At 74.2% G+C, this 15,852-nt stretch carries 14 protein-coding genes; 8 read left to right on the top strand and 6 right to left on the bottom strand.

Going from position 1 to position 15,852, the window contains the following annotated elements; translation table 11 throughout:
• Positions 1-3: 3 nt before the first annotated feature.
• On the bottom strand, positions 4-354 hold the full coding sequence (locus ACIQVI_RS19625) for a helix-turn-helix domain-containing protein (RefSeq protein WP_121829653.1): 351 nt from the start codon (positions 352-354) through the stop codon (positions 4-6).
• A gap of 79 nt (positions 355-433) precedes the next feature.
• Here ACIQVI_RS19625 and ACIQVI_RS19620 point away from each other — a divergent pair, with 79 nt between their 5' ends.
• From ACIQVI_RS19620 to ACIQVI_RS19605, 4 genes are all read left to right on the top strand, one after another.
• Positions 434-1,087 (top strand): NAD(P)-binding domain-containing protein, encoded by a 654-nt coding sequence (locus ACIQVI_RS19620; protein ID WP_351974027.1) that lies wholly within the window; start codon positions 434-436, stop codon positions 1,085-1,087.
• Between the two features lie 24 nt (positions 1,088-1,111).
• Positions 1,112-1,522 carry an ACT domain-containing protein gene (locus ACIQVI_RS19615; RefSeq protein WP_403597341.1) on the top strand — a complete coding sequence of 137 codons (411 nt, stop codon included), beginning with the start codon at positions 1,112-1,114 and terminating at the stop codon, positions 1,520-1,522.
• A 253-nt stretch (positions 1,523-1,775) separates the two neighbouring features.
• Positions 1,776-2,276 carry a hypothetical protein gene (locus ACIQVI_RS19610; protein WP_024757478.1) on the top strand — a complete coding sequence of 167 codons (501 nt, stop codon included), beginning with the start codon at positions 1,776-1,778 and terminating at the stop codon, positions 2,274-2,276.
• An 18-nt stretch (positions 2,277-2,294) separates the two neighbouring features.
• Positions 2,295-2,660 (top strand): RNA-binding S4 domain-containing protein, encoded by a 366-nt coding sequence (locus ACIQVI_RS19605; protein WP_403597338.1) that lies wholly within the window; start codon positions 2,295-2,297, stop codon positions 2,658-2,660.
• A 53-nt stretch (positions 2,661-2,713) separates the two neighbouring features.
• Here the strand turns inward: ACIQVI_RS19605 and ACIQVI_RS19600 are convergent, their stop codons facing one another.
• The 3 genes from ACIQVI_RS19600 to ACIQVI_RS19590 form a co-directional block, all read right to left on the bottom strand.
• A complete protein-coding gene (locus ACIQVI_RS19600) occupies positions 2,714-4,909 on the bottom strand; it encodes a germacradienol/geosmin synthase (protein ID WP_403597335.1) in 2,196 nt (731 codons plus the stop codon).
• A 161-nt stretch (positions 4,910-5,070) separates the two neighbouring features.
• Positions 5,071-6,990, bottom strand: a complete 1,920-nt coding sequence (locus tag ACIQVI_RS19595; RefSeq protein WP_403597332.1) for an N-acetylmuramoyl-L-alanine amidase — start codon at positions 6,988-6,990, stop codon at positions 5,071-5,073.
• A 348-nt stretch (positions 6,991-7,338) separates the two neighbouring features.
• Positions 7,339-8,466: an aminoglycoside phosphotransferase family protein gene (locus ACIQVI_RS19590; protein ID WP_403597329.1), complete on the bottom strand. Its 1,128-nt coding sequence runs from the start codon at positions 8,464-8,466 to the stop codon at positions 7,339-7,341.
• Positions 8,467-8,699: 233 nt separating this feature from the next.
• Between ACIQVI_RS19590 and ACIQVI_RS19585 the strand changes: the two genes are divergently transcribed.
• Positions 8,700-10,193: a hypothetical protein gene (locus ACIQVI_RS19585; RefSeq protein ID WP_403597326.1), complete on the top strand. Its 1,494-nt coding sequence runs from the start codon at positions 8,700-8,702 to the stop codon at positions 10,191-10,193.
• Positions 10,194-10,245: 52 nt separating this feature from the next.
• On the opposite strand, the gene ACIQVI_RS19580 is transcribed toward ACIQVI_RS19585, so the two are convergent.
• Positions 10,246-11,715, bottom strand: a complete 1,470-nt coding sequence (locus ACIQVI_RS19580) for a PP2C family protein-serine/threonine phosphatase (protein WP_403597323.1) — start codon at positions 11,713-11,715, stop codon at positions 10,246-10,248.
• A gap of 361 nt (positions 11,716-12,076) precedes the next feature.
• Between ACIQVI_RS19580 and ACIQVI_RS19575 the strand changes: the two genes are divergently transcribed.
• From ACIQVI_RS19575 to ACIQVI_RS19565, 3 genes are all read left to right on the top strand, one after another.
• The gene (locus ACIQVI_RS19575; protein WP_403597320.1) at positions 12,077-13,855 is read left to right on the top strand and encodes an NlpC/P60 family protein; all 1,779 of its coding nucleotides are present in this window, start codon (positions 12,077-12,079) and stop codon (positions 13,853-13,855) included.
• 62 nt (positions 13,856-13,917) lie between these two features.
• Positions 13,918-14,436 (top strand): GNAT family N-acetyltransferase, encoded by a 519-nt coding sequence (locus ACIQVI_RS19570; protein ID WP_351973163.1) that lies wholly within the window; start codon positions 13,918-13,920, stop codon positions 14,434-14,436.
• Positions 14,437-14,489: 53 nt separating this feature from the next.
• Positions 14,490-15,413, top strand: a complete 924-nt coding sequence (locus ACIQVI_RS19565; protein ID WP_403597315.1) for a carbohydrate kinase — start codon at positions 14,490-14,492, stop codon at positions 15,411-15,413.
• A gap of 69 nt (positions 15,414-15,482) precedes the next feature.
• Here ACIQVI_RS19565 and ACIQVI_RS19560 read toward each other — a convergent pair whose 3' ends face one another.
• Complete coding sequence (locus ACIQVI_RS19560) at positions 15,483-15,836, bottom strand: DUF805 domain-containing protein (RefSeq protein WP_403597312.1); 354 nt, start codon at positions 15,834-15,836, stop codon at positions 15,483-15,485.
• Positions 15,837-15,852 lie beyond the last annotated feature (16 nt).

Below are 15,852 nucleotides of genomic sequence, written 5' to 3'. Positions count from 1 at the left end.
CCCTCACCCTCCGTGGCGCTCCTGCGCGGCCATCACCTCGTCGCCGTGCTCGAAGGCCCACGCCCCGAACGCGTCGATCGGACCGAGCAGGGTCCGCCCCAGGGGGGTGAGTTCGTACGTGACCCGGGCCGCCGTCCCCGCGCGGACGCGCCGCTCCACCAGGCCGTTGAACTCCAGCCGCCGCAGCGTCTCGGTGAGGACCTTGGAACTGATGCCGCCGACGCGCCCGCGCAGTTCGACGTGACGGCTCGGACCGTCGCGCAGGGCCCAGAGCACCACCGAGTTCCAGGTGTTGGCGAGCAGGTCGAAGGCCAGGCGGGCCCGGCAGTCGGCGAGGTATCCGTCGGAAGTCACGTACCGGATGGTGCCCGACCGGCTCCCTAATGTCGTTCCCGAAGTGCCGGAGGACAGGAAGACCGGAAGGACGGGAACGATGCGGATCGGTGTGCTCGGAACGGGCAACATGGCGGACGCCCTCGCCACCCACTGGGTACGGGCGGGCCACGAGGTGCTCGTCGGCGGCCGCGACGGGCGGCGGGCGGAACGGCTCGCCACCCGGCTGGGCGGCGGGACGCGGCACGGGAGCTTGGAGGAAGCGGCCGGGTTCGGTGCCGTCGTCCTTGCCGCACTGCCGTACGGGGCGGGGGCGGAGGTCGTCGCGGACCTGCGGTCCTCCCTGGCCGGGCGGGTCCTGCTGGACTGCTCCAATCCGGTGGGCCCCGGCTTCCGGCTGCTCACGGACGGCGGCCCCTCCGCCGCCCGCCGACTGGCCGACGCGGCGCCCGGGGCGCGGGTCGTCAAGGCCTTCAACCTGTGCCACGAGGACGTCTGGCGGATGACCCCGCCCGTCTTCGACGGCCGGCCCCTCGCCGTCCCGGTCTGCGCCGACGACGAGGAGGCGCTCGCACTCACCGCGGACCTGGTCCGGGACACGGGCTGCACCCCACTCGCCGCCGGCGGCCTCGACCGCGCCGCCCTCCTGGAGGCCACCGCCGCCCTCTTCATCGGCCTGTGGGTCGGCGAGGGCGCGGACGCCCAGGCGATCGCCCCGCCCCTGGCGTTCGCGGCGGGCCCGGCGCACGCGTGACCGGATCCGCCTACCCTGGCGCGCATGAACGCGGAACGTGATCTGACCCGGCTCCTCGCCGGCCTGCGACCGGAACTCGACCCCGGCCGGTACGTCTTCACCACGGTGGACGGCCCCGCCCCGGCCGGGCTCGCCCCGGTGGTCACCGTCGCCGAGACCGAAGGCCTCACCCTCGTCGTACGGCAGGAGGAGGCGGACGCGACCTCCCTCGCGTACGACTACGTGGCGGGCCGGATCACGCTGCGGGTGCACTCCGCGCTCGACGCCGTCGGGCTCACGGCCGCCGTCGCGGGCGAACTCGCCGGCGCCGGCATGAGCTGCAACGTGGTGGCCGGCTTCCACCACGACCACCTCTTCGTCGAACACGCCCGCGCCGAGGAGGCGTTGGTCGTCCTGAACCGGCTCGCGGAGCGGTCCGGCGGCCGGACCGGGTGACCCGCGCGGCCCCGTCGGCCCGGAGGTCCGGGCCCCGGCCGCGCGGGCCGCCCGGAGCCGTGGACGCACCGGGGACCCGGCCGTCCGTACGGTGCACCCAAAGCGACCATTCATGCGCCTGGGGTCACCACGGGTCCCGCCGAAGGGCCTCCGGAGCACGGAGTGCGAGCGGTGCCGCCCCCGTGCGGGCGGGGCCGCGGTGTGGAGGCGCCCGGCGCGTCGCGTCCCCCCGTGGGGCACGTACCATGGCCGTATGTCCTTCCTCCGCCGCCGCAGCGCCGCCACACCCGCGGGTCCGGACTTCGACGTCCTGGCCATGGACCCGGGGGACTGGCCCGGCAATCTCGGCGCCGGCCTGCTGCCCGCGCCCGACGGCTCCTGTCAGGGAGTGTTCCTCCGGTACGACCTGTTCGGCGGCCGCGGCCCCGCGATGATCATCGGCAACCTGCCGGAGGGCTCCCCGGCCCGCGAGCTCGCGGACGGCCAGATCCCCTTCGAGGTGGCGCAGCTCCTCGCCGCCCTGGAGAACGACGAGCCGGTCGAGGTGCTCGACACCGAGGACGTCCCCGTGATGCAGGGCGACAACCTCCTCATCGTCCGCCGCCTCAAGCTCTCCGAGAGCCGCATCTCCTGCGTCCAGTTCGACCGCAGCGACAACGTCCTCGTGACGATCGCCAGTTGGGACCGGCCGATCACCGACGACCTGTACGCGCTGCTCAAGCCGCTGCCCGCCGAGCTGTTCCAGCAGGGCTGACGGGGGAGCGGGGGCCGCATGAGCGCGCGCGTCGACAGCTGGATCTGGGCGGTCCGCCTGACCAAGACCCGCTCCCAGGCCGCGGCGGCCTGCCGGGCCGGGCACGTCAAGGTCAACGGCGAGCGGGCCAAGCCCGCCCAGCCCGTGAAGCCCGGCGACGAGGTCCGGGTCTTCCACGGCGGCCGGGAGCGGATCGTCGAGGTCAAGGTGCTGCACGCCAAGCGGATCGGCCCGCCGGTCGCCGCCGAGGCGTACGTGGACAACAGCCCGCCCCCGCCGCCGCGCGAGCACGTCGCGGTCGCCGCCGTCCGCGACCGGGGCGCAGGGCGTCCCACCAAGCGCGAGCGCCGGGAGATCGACGAGCTGCGCGGCCGCCGCTCCTGAGACCCGCGGGCCCCCGGGACTCTCCCGGGGGCCCGCGTGCACGGCCGCGCGTCTCAGCGCGGCGCGGACCCGAGCAGGTCCACCACCCGCGCCGCCGAGGTGCCGAGCCCCTTCGGGCCGTGCCCCAGCAGCGGGGTCCCCGCGCCCGAGCGCACGTCCTCGGCCCGGTAACGCCGCACGCCCCGGTGCCAGTTGAGGATTCCGGCGAGCCAGTCCTCCAGCTCCCGCAGATACGCCCCGAAGGCCGCCCTGCCCTCCTCGTCGAGACCGAAGTCCTCGTACAGCAGCGGCACTTCATGCTTCTTCACGTGCTCGTACTGGCGCAGCCGGCCCCGCATCAGGTCACTGACCATCGCGACCGCCGTCGGATAGTCGCAGTCGAAGAACTTCTGGAGCACGAGCACGCCGTTGTGCACCTCGCCCTCGACCTCGATCTCCTTCTGGTACGAGAAGAGGTCGTTGAGGAGCGTCGCGTAGTCCATGACCGACCGCTCCAGGGCGCGCACCGTGCCCGTGCGGTAGAGCGCGGGCGGCAGCGCGTCGGCGTGCCGCAGCCGGCACAGCAGGGTGGTCAGCTCCGAGCCGAAGGTGGAGCGGCGCATCTCGATGTAGTCGACCGGGTCGGGCACCCGGTGCTGCGCCTGGTTGTGCAGCTCCCACAGCCAGCTGTCCAGCATGGCGTCGAGCGCGTGCCGCAGCTGCCCGCGCGCCTCCGGCGACATCGGACCCGCCGTCCGCGCCCAGAGATCGGCGAGCGAGCGCTCCATCGGGTTCACGGCGAGCGCCGCCCCCAGGGCCGGGTCCTCCAGCGGCATACAGGCCTTGAACCGGTCGGTCTGCTCCTTCGCGCCGGGCAGGTCGCGCGGCCGGCCGAAGACCAACGGGTAGTAGTCGTCCCCGTACGTCCCCCAGGTCAGCCACTCGGAGCTGAGCTCCAGCTCCTCCGGAGTGGCGTCCGGGTCGAGCCCCGCCGCGCACAGCGCCAGGTCGAAGCCCTCCATCATCGGCCGGTCCCAGATGTCGTCCAGGAGTCCCATCCGCTCGGCCCAGTCCTCCGAGCGCCGCTTCGCCTCCGCGTGGTGCGGGCTGAGCGCCAGCGGGTACGGCAGGTCGAACTCGGGCAGCAGCGAGGGCCCCACGTACTGGTGCGGCACGTGGGTGAGCGCCCGCAACCGCGAGGCCGCGGGCCGCCCGAAGAGGTTCCGGACGTCCAGCGCCGAGGTGCCGATGATCCCGTCCAGGTGCGAGGGGCCGCCGACCATGCCCTCGTTCATGTACCGGCTGGAGCGCATGTGCCACTCGTGGCCGCCGGACTGCCAGTCCTGGAGCCCCTTCGCGTACGCCGCGACGGCCGCGCACTCCTGCGGCGTGAGCCCCTTCTCGGCGGCGAGCAGCGGCACCTCGGTCAGGGCCGTGTTCTCGAACTGGTGCAGGCGCGAGGTCAGCAGGTCGTTGACGGCGTTCGCCGCCTCCTGCGTCGTACAGCCGAGGAACCGCTCCAGGACGAGCACGCCGTTGCTGTTCTCGCCCTCGTCCTCCACCTCCCGCTGGTACGAGAAGAGGTCGTTGCGCAGGTGCACCGCGTCCGAGAAGGTGTCCCGCAGCACGCACAGCGGCCGGGAGTGCGCCACCCGGTCGGGGACCTCCGCCCCCGCCGCGTACTCGACGAGCCCCGCCGACCAGGGCGCCCCGCCCACCTTGCGGCGCATCTCGATGTACTCGACGGGGTTGGCGACGCGCCCCTCGTTGATGTTGTCGAGCTCCCAGAGCGACTCGTACAACAGGTGCTCCGTGGCCTCGGAGAAGCGCTTCCGCCAGCCCTCGGACATCGCGGGGACGGTCCGCCGCCAGAGGTCCGCGAGGCCCGCCTCGACCGGGTTGGAGGGCTCGGGCATGTCCGCCGGGTCCGCCGGCATGAACAGCGGCAGCCGGTCCAGATAGGCCTTGCTCCCGGCCCGGTCCTGGGTGCGCTTGAAGACCTCCAGGAAGTGGTCGTCGAAGAAGAAGACCCAGGTGTACCAGTCGGTGACGAGGTTCAGGGCCTCCTCGCCGCAGTCGGGGTGCGTGTAGGCGCAGAGCAGCGCGTAGTCGTGGGAGTCGAGGTCGTGCTCCTCCCAGACCCCCGAGCCCTCCAGCATCCCGTGCTCCCGCGCCCAGTCACGCGTGTGCGTGCGGGCGGCTTCCACGTGGGGGTTGAGACGCGCCGGATACGGGACGTAGAAATCCGGCATGACGAAGGGCTGTGGCATGTGCTGGGGGGCCTTCCGGTGTGCGAGGGGCGTCTGACCGGCCCAGCCTTACCCCTCGCCCGTACGGCGCACACGATCTCCCGAATAGTCATATGAACGCCGACGGGGTGGTGCCGGACCGCGCGTCCGGCACCACCCCGCGCCTTTCGGCCGCCCTCTCGCTAGATCCGGGAAACCCGCACGTCGGAGGCCTTCACGAAGGCCACCCGGTGGCCGAACTGGATCTCGTAGTACTCCTCCTGGCCCCGGACGACCGTGTGCCCGGACGTGTCGAACGTCGGTGCGAAGAAGTACTCGCCCGGGGTGCGGTCGCCCACCACGTACCGCTGCCCGGCGAGCAGCCTGTACGGCAGCGGCGACACCGCCTGCACCGGCACGCCCGCCGGATAGGCCGAGGCCTCCGGATAGGCCCGCCCGTACACCGGCACCTCCGCCAGGCCCTCGCGCGGCGTCAGGACGAGCCCCCGTCCGTCCACCGCCGTCGGCTGCCTGCGCGGGTTGTGGAACCAGGCCTTCTGCCCGAGGTACCAGACCGCCGTCCAGTCGCCCCGGCGCTCCGCCACCGCGAAGCTCTGCCCCGTCGAGACACGCGCGCCCGTGTCGTTGACGCCCGTGGTGGAGTCCTCCCCGCCCGGCCGCAGCCCGACGTCCTTCACCAGGGGCGCGTCGGTGCTCGGCGCGGTGTGCAGGCGCACCGCCCCGCTGCCGTGCGGCGCGCACGCCGTCCCGGCCGTCTCGCACCCCGTGTAGACCGGCTTGTGGGTGTCGTAGTCCGGCCGGATCGTCACCACGCCCGCGTGCGGACCGGCGCTCGGGACGATCGGACGGCCGAGCAGCCGGAAGTAGTGCGCCCAGTCCCAGTACGGACCCGGGTCCGTGTGCATCCCCCGGATCGAGGACGTCACCGTGCCCGGCACGGTGTCGTGCCCCAGGACGTGCTGCCGGTCCAGCGGGATGTCGTACCGGGCGGCGAGGTAGCGCACCAGGCGCGCCGACGACCGGTACATCGCCTCCGTGTACCAGGAGTCCGGCGCGGTCAGGAAGCCCTCGTGCTCCAGGCCCACCGACTTGGCGTTCACGAACCAGTTGCCCGCGTGCCAGCCGACGTCCTTCAGTGGCAGGTGCTGCGCCACGTGCCCGTCGGAGGAGCGCAGCGAGTACTGCCACGACACGTACTCCGGGTCCTGCACCAGGCCCAGGGTGACGTCCCACGTGGCCTCGGTGTCGTGGATCACGATGTAGTCGATCGACTGGGAGACGGGCCTGTTCGCCTTGTCGTGGTTGCCGTAGTCGCCGTCCCCGAACTCCTCGTACGGCGCGGGGATCCACTCGCAGGCCACCGTCCGGGGACACTCCACGGGACCGGCGGCCGGCGCCCGCAGACCGAGCGCCGCCACCTGCCCCGTGGCGGGCGCGACCGACGGGTCGGCCCGGAGCGTCACCACCTGCCCGCTGTCCGTCGTCCGGGTCTCCCCGGACCGGATCACGTCGAACACGTCGTTCGCGTACGCGGCCGCCGTCGCCGAGTCGTCCGCGCCGGAGTACCGCGCCACCGCCCCGTACCAGTCGGCCGGGTCCGCGCTCGCGGGCAGCCCGGCCTCCCGCTGCGCGGCGGCGAGCAGGGCCGCGCCGCCCTCGATGTTGGCACCCGTCCGGGTCCGCAGCTCCTCGGCCGGGATCCCGGACAGCGCGGACGCCCGCTCCAGGGTCCGCAGCCGCTCCGGCAGCCGCCCGGCGGGCGGCACCGCCGCCGGCGCCTCCGTGCGCGCCGGGCGCGAGGAGTCGCCGCGCGGGTCCTCCTCGCCGTCCGAGTGGTGCGGGGCGGCCCGCGTCAGGGCCGTCACCGCGTCCGTCAGGTGCATCGGCCCGTATCCGCCGGTCACGCTCGGCGCACCGCGATGGCCGTCCCACCGCGACTGGAGGTACGAGACGGCGAGCAGCACGCTCTCCGGCACGCCGTGGCGCGCGGCCGCCCGGGCGAACTGCCCCTGGAGGGACCCCGCCCCGGGCGCGTCGGCACCGGCCGGCGGCGCGGCGGACAGCAGGGGGAACAGCAGGGCGGCGGACGCCAGGGCGCCCACCGCCCTCGGCGTACGTCTGCGGGACCCGGAACGGAGCAAGGCGGCCTCCAAGGCGTGGGGGTGACACGGGGGGGCGTGCGGGGCCGAACCCGTACAGGGGTATCGGCTCCCGAACGATCCGTCAATCACACCTACACCGGGGGAAGTTCCCACGTCAGAGCGGGAATGGAGGCCGGATGGCGGAGTTTCGCGACGACGGGCCCCGGGCCTGGGACGCGTCACTGGAGTGGACCACTGGAGGGGTCTCCGGAGGGAGAGGACACGGCCGGAAAAGCCGGTGCGCCGCGTCCCGGTGTGTCGGCACCGGGCGCACGGCGCACCACCCCCGTGGTCGGCAGGACCCGCCTCTCAGCGCGTCCCGACCGCCGCGCGCACGGCCCGCCGTGCCATGGCGCAGTCGTCGTGCAGCCGCCTGAGCAGCAGCCGCTGTTCCTCACCGGGCGCGAGCGTCCCCGAGGGCACCGGTACGGAACCGGCCGGCGGGGCCTCCTTCATGGTCCGCTGCACCGCCGTCTCGTAGGTGCGGATCTCCCGCGTCAGCACGATCATCAGGTTCACCAGGAAGGCGTCCCGGGAGGCCGGGCCCGCCTGCTGGGCGAGCTGACTGATCTGGCGCCGCGCCAGCGGCGCGTCGCCCAGCACCGCCCACAGGGTCGCCAGGTCGTAGCCGGGCAGGTACCAGCCCGCGTGCTCCCAGTCCACGAGGACCGGTCCCGCCGGGGAGAGCAGGATGTTGGAGAGCAGCGCGTCGCCGTGGCAGAACTGGCCCATCCCCTGGCGGCCGCCCGCGTGCGCCAGACCGTGCATCAGCTTCTGCAGGTCGTCCCGGTCCCGGTCGGTGAAGAGCCCGAGCTCGTGGTAGCGGGCGATCCGGGAGCCGTAGTCCAGCGGGGCGTCGAAGGTCCCGGCCGGCGGCCGCCAGGCGTTGAGCCGGGCGATCGCGCCGAGCGCGGCCCGCACGTCGGCGCGCGGCGGGGCCTCGACGGGGTGGCGCGAGAGCGCCGCCGCCCGTCCCGGCATCCGCTCGATCACCAGCGTGCAGTTCTCCGGGTCCGCCGCGATCAGCCGGGGCGCCCGCACCGGCGGACGGTGCCGGACGAAGGCGCGGTAGGAAGCTATTTCGTGCCGGAACCGCTCGACCCAGGCCGGGGAGTGGTCCAGTAAACACTTCGCGACCGCCGTGGCCCGCCCGGTCGTCCCGACGATCAGTACGGAACGACCGCTGCGCCGCAGTACCTGCACCGGCTTGAACTCCGGGCAGATGCGGTGGACCGAGGCGATCGCCATCTTCAGCTGCGCGCCCTGGGGGCCGGACAGATCGATTCTGCCGCTGACCGGCTGGGTGCCCGTGCCGCCCGCCCAGCGCCTCGGCCGGACGGCCTGGGGAGCGGGGGCGAGGTACGGGCCGGTGCCGGCGGGGACGATGCGGTGCTGCGGCCGGGGCGGGGCGGACACGGAGGACGATGCTGTGTACATGGAGGTGACAGATCCCTTCGTGCGCCGACGAGTTGCGTGCGTCGCCCCGCCCGCCCCCGGTCCGCACCCTGGGGAATGAGGGCCGGTCGACGGGGCGGGGTGGCGCGTTCCTACCTGACACCCGTGCGCGGGTGGCGGAACATCGGGCGCACCCTGGCGAACCCTGGCGAATAGTCGCCAGCCCCATGACAGGGGGTTACTGTCAACTCAGCCGAGAACCTGGGGGCTTAGACGTGACCGGAGAAACCAACACCCGTCTCGCGGACCTGTTCGGCCTGGCCGGCTGGTCCAAGGGCGAACTCGCGAGGCTCGTCAACCGGCAGGCGGCGGCCATGGGCCACCCCCAGCTGGCGACCGACACCTCGCGGGTGCGGCGGTGGATCGACCGGGGCGAGACCCCGCGCGATCCCGTCCCCCGGGTGCTGGCAGCACTGTTCACCGAGCGACTCGGCCGTGTCGTGACCATCGAGGACCTCGGGTTCGTACGACACGGGCGTGTGGGGAAACGGCAGGACGTCGGCACGACGGAGAACCCTGACCAACTGCCCTGGGCACCCGATCGTACGGCGGCGGTCCTCACCGAATTCACGGGAATGGACCTCATGCTCAACCGACGCGGCCTGGTGGGCGCGGGTGCCGCGCTTGCCGCCGGCTCCGTACTCAGCAACGCCATGCACGACTGGCTGCAGACCGACCCCGCCCGCCCGGGCGCCGCTCCGCGTGCCACCGATCCCCTCCACGCCGACCCCGCCGGGTTCGACCGCTACGAGGCCGCCCCCATCGGGTCGGAGGAGATCGACGCCCTGGAGCGTTCCGTGGAGGTGTTCCGCGCCTGGGACGCCTCCCGGGGCGGCGGTCTCCAGCGCAAGGCCGTGGTGGGCCAGCTCAACGAGGTGGGCGGGATGCTCGCCTACCGCCACCCCGACCACCTCCAGCGGCGCCTGTGGGGCGTCGCCGCCAACCTGGCCGTCCTCGCGGGCTGGATGTCCCACGACGTCGGCCTCGAACCCACGGCGCAGAGGTACTTCGTCATCGCCGCCCACGCGGCCCGCGAGAGCGGCGACCGGCCCCGGGCCGGCGAGGCGCTGTCCCGGGCCGCCCGCCAGATGGTGCACCTGGGCCGCCCGGACGACGCCCTCGACCTGATGAAGCTCGCCAAGACGGGCTCGGGCGAGCGGCTGCTGCCCCGCACCCGGGCCATGTTCCACACCATCGAGGCCTGGGCGCAGGCGTCGATGGGCCGGGGACAGGCGATGCGCCGCACCCTCGGCGAGGCCGAGGAGCTGTTCGTGTCGGACCGGGGGGAAGAGAAGACGCCGAGCTGGATGCAGAACTTCGACGAGGCCGACATGCACGGCATGGAGGCCCTCGCCTACCGCACCCTCGCCGACCACGACCCGAGCGCCGCGATCCCCGCGCAGCGGCACGCCAAGCTGGCCCTCGACCTGCGGAGCAAGGGGCACGAGCGGTCGAAGCTCTTCGACCACATCTCCCTCGCCTCGGCCTGCTTCCTCGCCGACGACCCGGAGCAGGCCGACCGGTACGCCCGGCTCGCCCTCATCTCCATGGGGGACACCTCGTCCCACCGGACCTGGGACCGGCTGCGGGAGATGTACCGGCTCACCGGCCAGTACGCCGACCACGCCAGGACCGACGTCCTGCGCGAGGAGATCCAGCTGGCCCTGACCCGGTCGCCCGTGAACCGTCCGAGGCCGGGACAGGCGTGATCCCCGGCCCTTCCAGGGGCCGGGGACCGGGACCGCCGTTCACGGGTCGGGCTCAGTGGCCGACCCGGACCACCATCACGCAGGCGTCGTCCTCGCGCGACTCCTCGCCGAACTCCTCGATCACCACCCGCACGCCCTCCTGCGCGTCCCGCGCTCCGGCGAGCCGGGGGCCGAGGGCGAGCAGCCGCCGTGTGCCCGTGTCGTCGTCCGCACCGCCGTGGCGGGTCAGCCCGTCGGTGTGCAGGACGAGCAGGTCGCCCGGGAGCAGTCGGGTCTCGGCCTCGTCGTACGCGGCGCCGGTCGTCGCCCCGAGGAGGACGCCCTCGGGCCGGGGGAGGGCGCGTCCCGTCCCGTCGCGGAAGAGCAGCGGGGCGGGGTGGCCGGCCTGCGCCCAGGTCAGGGTCTGGGCGACGGGGTCGTACCGGCAGCACATCGCGCTGCCGAGCGCGGGCTGGACGGAGGTCTCCAGGAGCTGGTTGAGGTGGCCCATCAGGGCGGCGGGGCGGATCCCGGCGACGGCCATGCCGCGCAGCGCGCCGAGGAGCATCGCCATGGAGGAGGTCGCGGCGACCCCGTGGCCGGTCAGGTCGCCGACGGTCAGCAGGGCGTCCCCGCCCGGCAGCGCGAGCGCGTCGTACCAGTCGCCGCCGATCAGTCCGGTGCTGACGGCCGGGAGGTAGTGCGCGGCCACGTCGAGCGGGGCCGGTCCGTCGTGGGCGAAGTGCAGCGAGCCGCGCCACGGCGGCAGGACCGCCTCCTGGAGCTCGACGGCGACCCGGCGCTCGGTGCGCTCGATGTCCCGGCTGCGCTCCAGGCCGGCCCGGCTCTCCCTGACCGCCCGCTCGCTGCGCCGCAGTTCGCTGACGTCGCGCAGGACGGCCCACATGGAGGCGGTGCAGCCGTCGGGGTCGAGGACGGGCTCGCCGGTCATGTGGACGGTGCGCACCCGCCCGTCGGCCCGTACGATCCGGAACTCGCCGTCGATCGGCTTCCCGTCGATCAGACAGTCCGTCACCATCCCCTGGAGGAGGGGCTGGTCCTCGGCGAAGACCAGCGTGGGCATCTCGTCGAGCGACAGCGGGCCGCTCTCCCGGGTGCGGCCGAAGATCTGGTACAGCTCCTCGGACCAGCTGACCTCGTCGGTGAGCAGGTTCCACTCGGCGCTGCCGACCCGGGAGAGCAGCGCGCCGGTGCGTGCCGGGGCACTCGTGCCGTACGCGGTGCCGGGCTCGGGGTCGGCCGCGAACCCCGGAGCGGGGCCGGTCTCCTCCCCGGGCGGGACCTCCACCGGGACGCCGGCCCGCAGCTGACCCAACTGGACTCCCAGATCGTCGAGTTGGTGCACGGCGAGGTCGCACAGGGCGCGCTGCCAGCGCTGCTGGGGGTCGTCTTCGTCCGCCACGGCGTCCCGGCGGACGGCGTCGACCTCGCCGCGCAGGCGGCGGGTCTGCGAGATCAGCGCGTCCACCGCGCCCGGCTCCGGCGGCTGGGCGGGGCGGTCCGCGAACAGAGGGGACGGCATGTCGTACTCCGATACAGGCGCGGCGCGGCCGAGTGTGAAGAGGCGGCCCGCATACGACTGTTGCACAGCCCGGGACGGCTCGTAAGAGGTTTGGCAACACTCGATCCGGTGGTGCTCCTGGCATATGTCAAAGGCCCGGCGGCTATCGGCCACGACGGGGCGCTCCGTGGCGGAAGACGGTGGGTCGGCGCGGAAACCCGCTGGTGGGGCGGGGGTGAGGGAGGAGCGGGGCGGATGGGGCAAAGGTTCGAAGGCGACGGAAGCGTGTACGAGGCCGGTCGGGGAGGGAACAGCCGTCCCCACCAAGGCTTTTCGGCCCCCGGTCGCACACCGCCTCCCGGCCGTCCGGATGATGACTCCCATGACTCACACCTCCCACGGCGGTGGCACCTCCCGGCGCACCCTGCTGACCGCGCTGACCGCCACCGCGGCCTCCGTTCCCCTCGTCCCGCTGACCGCGGCCCCGGCCCGCGCCGCGCAGGCGGCCGCCCCCGACGCCGCCCCGGCGGGCGCCGCGCTCCCGACCGGCCTCGGCGGTCCCCGTTCCGCCGTGACCGTCGGCCCCCTCGGCGCGGACTGGTTCACCTCCGTGACCCTCGGCGCGCTCGACACCGCCGTACTGCCCGGCACCCCGGCCCGCACCGAGGTCACCTCCGGCGGCAGACGCGTCGCGCTCCTGACGCTCGGCGCCCGCACGGTGGTCCTGCCCGGCCCCGAGCGCACCTTCACCGAGGACAAGAGACCCTTCGCCGACGACTTCCGGCGCACCCTGCCGGACCCGGCGCTCCCCGAGGCCGACCGCGTGTACTGGGGCACCGCGCCCGGCGGTGGCGGCTGGACCACCCTCGGCGGCCCGGCCGGCGACTACGCGGTCACCCCCGGCGCCGGCGTCATCAGCCTCACCACGGACTACGCGAGCCGCCACGCCAGCGTCCGCGACGGCGAGATCACCGACGTCGACGTGCGCGCGACGGCCTCGTTAGACAAGGTGCCCACCGGCCAGGCGTGTTCGTACGCCCTGTCCTTCGGCTACCAGGACACCCACAACAACTACCGGGCCAGGCTGTCGTTCACGACCTCGGGCGCGGTCGAGCTCCGCGTCGAGAAGGAGGTCGCCGACACCGTCACGCAGCTGGCGCCGGTCGTCCCCCTGGCCACCGGAGTCGCCGCCGGAACCGCGTGGACCATACGGGTCCGCCGCGAGGGCACCGGGATCAGGGCCAAGGCCTGGCGCGCGGCCGGCGCCGAACCCGCCGCCTGGACCGTCGAGGCCGCCGACGCCACCTTCGGCAAGGGGCGGGTGGGACTGCGCGCCCTCGCCAACGACGGCTGCACCAACCTGCCGGTCAAGCTGACCGTGAGCCGCTTCGAGGTGACCGACGCGACCTGGGAGGCGCCGCCGACCGTCACCCACAACGACTGGGTGCGCGTCCTGGACCGGCCGTTCGACGGCACGTGGACCCCGGAGCTGGAGGCCCGCGTCCGGGCCTGGGCCGGCTCGACCGCACCCGACGTGCTCGCCTGCGCGGCGATGTTCCTGCCGGGCGGCCCGGCCGTGACCGCGGGTGCCGGTCCCGCGGCGGGCCGCCAGGTCCTCGGCCGGGCCGGCTACGGCCACCTCGACCCGCGGGGCAACCGCTACGAGGGCGCCGACTTCCACGAGTACATGAACCTCGGCTGGACCTTCCCGGACGGCACGTACACCGGTCCGTCGAGCGCGCAGGTCGGCAACCTGGACTGCTCCGGCTACACCCGGATGGTCTTCGGCCACCACCACGGCGTCCCCCTGGCGGCCGGGGCGGACACCTCAGGGACCCGGCTGCCCCGCAAGTCCCGCGACATGGCGGAGTACGCGCCGGGCGTCCGCGTGGACCGGACGGCCGGCGGCGCCCCGCCGGCCGCGGCCCGGCTCCAGCCGGGCGACCTGGTCCTCTTCAACGCCGACTCGGGCGACGACGGCCAGACCGCCACGGTCGACCACGTCGGCATCTACCTGGGCAGGGACACGAACGGGAAGCGCCGCTTCCTCTCCAGCCGCAAGACCTGCGACGGACCGACCATGGCCGACCTGGGAGGATCCTCCACCCTGGACGGCACGGGCACGTACGCCGTCAAGCTCCACACCGTGCACCGCCTCTGACGCGGCGGCCCGGGGCCCGGGGCCCGCTCCGCGACGGGCGGAAGGGCTGAGAGGATGGACCGGTGTCCCCCTCAGAGAGCCCGGCCCGGGCCCCGGTCCCGGCGGCGCGGCCGCTCCGCACCGAGCGGCTGCTGCTGCGGCCCGTCCGCAGGGGCGACCTGCCGGCCGTGACGCGGCTGTGGACCGATCCCGAGGTACGGCGCCACCTCGGCGGTCCCGTCACCGGGCCCGTCATCCGCATCCGGCAGCGGCGGATCGTCGGGGCGCCCGGCTTCCACGCGGTGGTCCGCGCCGAGGACGGCGTCCTCCTCGGGCTCGTCACGGTGGAGGACGGCGGGCGGGGCGGGGAGACGGAGGTCTCGTACCAGTTCCTGCCCGAGCACTGGGGGCACGGGTACGCGCGCGAGGCGGTCGGCGCGGCCGTCGCGCGGGCCCTGGAGAGCGGGCCGAGCGTGGTCGCGGTCACCCAGGAGGCCAACCACCGTTCCCGCCGGCTCCTGGAGGCCGTCGGCCTGGAGCACGCCGAGTCCTTCGTGGAGTGGGACGCCCACCAGGTGCTGTACCGGCGGCGCCGCGGGTGACACGATACGGTCGGCGGCCGGGACGTCCGCTCCCGCTCCGAGGAGTTCCGACCATGTCCTTCCTGGTGATCGGCGAGTGCGTCGCCGACATCGTCCGCGCGCCGGAGGGCTCCGGCGCCGCCGACCGGGTCCACCCCGGCGGCAGCCCCGCCAACGTCGCGTACGGACTCGCCCGTCTGGGCCGGGACGTCACCCTGCTCACCCAGCTCGCCGACGACCCCGCCGGGCGTCTGATCGGTGCCCATCTGAAGGACGCGGGCGTACGGGTGGAGAGCCGCGGCCGTCCCGAGCGCACCCCGTCGGCGGTCGTGGGCCTAGACGCGCAGGGCCGGGCCACGTACGCCTTCGACATCGCCTGGACGCTGGAGGCCGGGGAACCGCCCGCCGGGGCGCCCGCCCACGTGCACATCGGCTCGATCGCGGCCGTCACCGCCCCCGGCGCGGCCGCCGTCCTGGCCGGGGCCGAGCGGCTGCGCGACCGGGCCACCGTCAGCTACGACCCCAACGTGCGGCCCGAACTGATGGGGGAGCACGGCCCGGCCGTCGCCCGGGTCGAACGCTGCGTCGCCCTCGCCGACCTGGTCAAGGCGAGCGACGAGGACCTGGCCTGGCTGTATCCGGGGGAGGAGCCGGAGGCCGTCGCCGCCCGCTGGCTGGACCTCGGCCCGGCCGTCGTCCTGGTCACCCGGGGCGCGGCCGGCTCCTTCGCCGTCACCCGGCACCACACGGTCGCGGCCGGGGCGCCCCCGGTCGACGTCGTCGACACCGTCGGCGCGGGCGACTCGTTCATGTCGGCCGTCCTGGACGCGCTGGCCGGGCGGGACCGGGCGGCCCTCGGCGCCCTCGCCGCCGGGGAGCTGGCCGAACTCCTCGCGCGGGCCGGGGCGGCGGCGGCCGTGACCGTCTCCCGGGCCGGGGCCCGGCCGCCCGACCGGGCCGAACTGGACGCGGCCCGCCGGGCCCACGCCCGGACGTGACACGGCCGTGGCCCCCGGAGGAATCCTCCGGGGGCCACGGACAGGTGTGGTGCTTCGGCGCGGGGACCGTCAGTAGGCCGGGGCCAGCTTCGGGTTCGGGCCGTAGGCGTTCTGCTGCTGCTCGCCCTCGAGGCAGTTGAAGACCAGCAGGACGATGAAGCCGACGAGCGGGACCAGGGCGATCAGGATCCACCAGCCGGAACGGCCGGTGTCGTGCAGACGCCGGACGGACACGCCGAGGGCCGGCAGGAAGACGGCCAGCGTGTAGATGAGGCTCAGGATCTGTATGCCCAGGATGTTGTCCAGGATGGAGAGGATGACCGCTGCGATGAAGTTGAACAGCGTGAACATCCAGAATTCCTTGCGGCGCGCTCGGCCGCTGAACACCGCGTACTTCTTGAGAACGTCGAGGTACCAGTTCACTTTGTCCCCCCAAGGA

Origin of the sequence: Streptomyces sp. NPDC098101 (genome assembly GCF_044760185.1) — a bacterium.
Lineage (GTDB): Bacteria > Actinomycetota > Actinomycetes > Streptomycetales > Streptomycetaceae > Streptomyces.
Note: the sequence above shows the minus strand (reverse complement) of the source record. Positions and strands in the feature narration are given on the sequence as shown.

What these genes read in the sequence shown, in the direction of transcription:
- ACIQVI_RS19620 (WP_351974027.1), top strand. Translation starts at nt 434, where the DNA reads ATGCGGATCGGTGTGCTCGGAACGGGCAACATGGCGGACGCCCTCGCC.
- ACIQVI_RS19615 (WP_403597341.1), top strand. Translation starts at nt 1,112, where the DNA reads ATGAACGCGGAACGTGATCTGACCCGGCTCCTCGCCGGCCTGCGACCG.
- ACIQVI_RS19610 (WP_024757478.1), top strand. Translation starts at nt 1,776, where the DNA reads ATGTCCTTCCTCCGCCGCCGCAGCGCCGCCACACCCGCGGGTCCGGAC.
- ACIQVI_RS19605 (WP_403597338.1), top strand. Translation starts at nt 2,295, where the DNA reads ATGAGCGCGCGCGTCGACAGCTGGATCTGGGCGGTCCGCCTGACCAAG.
- ACIQVI_RS19600 (WP_403597335.1), bottom strand. Translation starts at nt 4,909, where the DNA reads ATGCCACAGCCCTTCGTCATGCCGGATTTCTACGTCCCGTATCCGGCG.
- ACIQVI_RS19590 (WP_403597329.1), bottom strand. Translation starts at nt 8,466, where the DNA reads ATGTACACAGCATCGTCCTCCGTGTCCGCCCCGCCCCGGCCGCAGCAC.
- ACIQVI_RS19580 (WP_403597323.1), bottom strand. Translation starts at nt 11,715, where the DNA reads ATGCCGTCCCCTCTGTTCGCGGACCGCCCCGCCCAGCCGCCGGAGCCG.
- ACIQVI_RS19575 (WP_403597320.1), top strand. Translation starts at nt 12,077, where the DNA reads ATGACTCACACCTCCCACGGCGGTGGCACCTCCCGGCGCACCCTGCTG.
- ACIQVI_RS19565 (WP_403597315.1), top strand. Translation starts at nt 14,490, where the DNA reads ATGTCCTTCCTGGTGATCGGCGAGTGCGTCGCCGACATCGTCCGCGCG.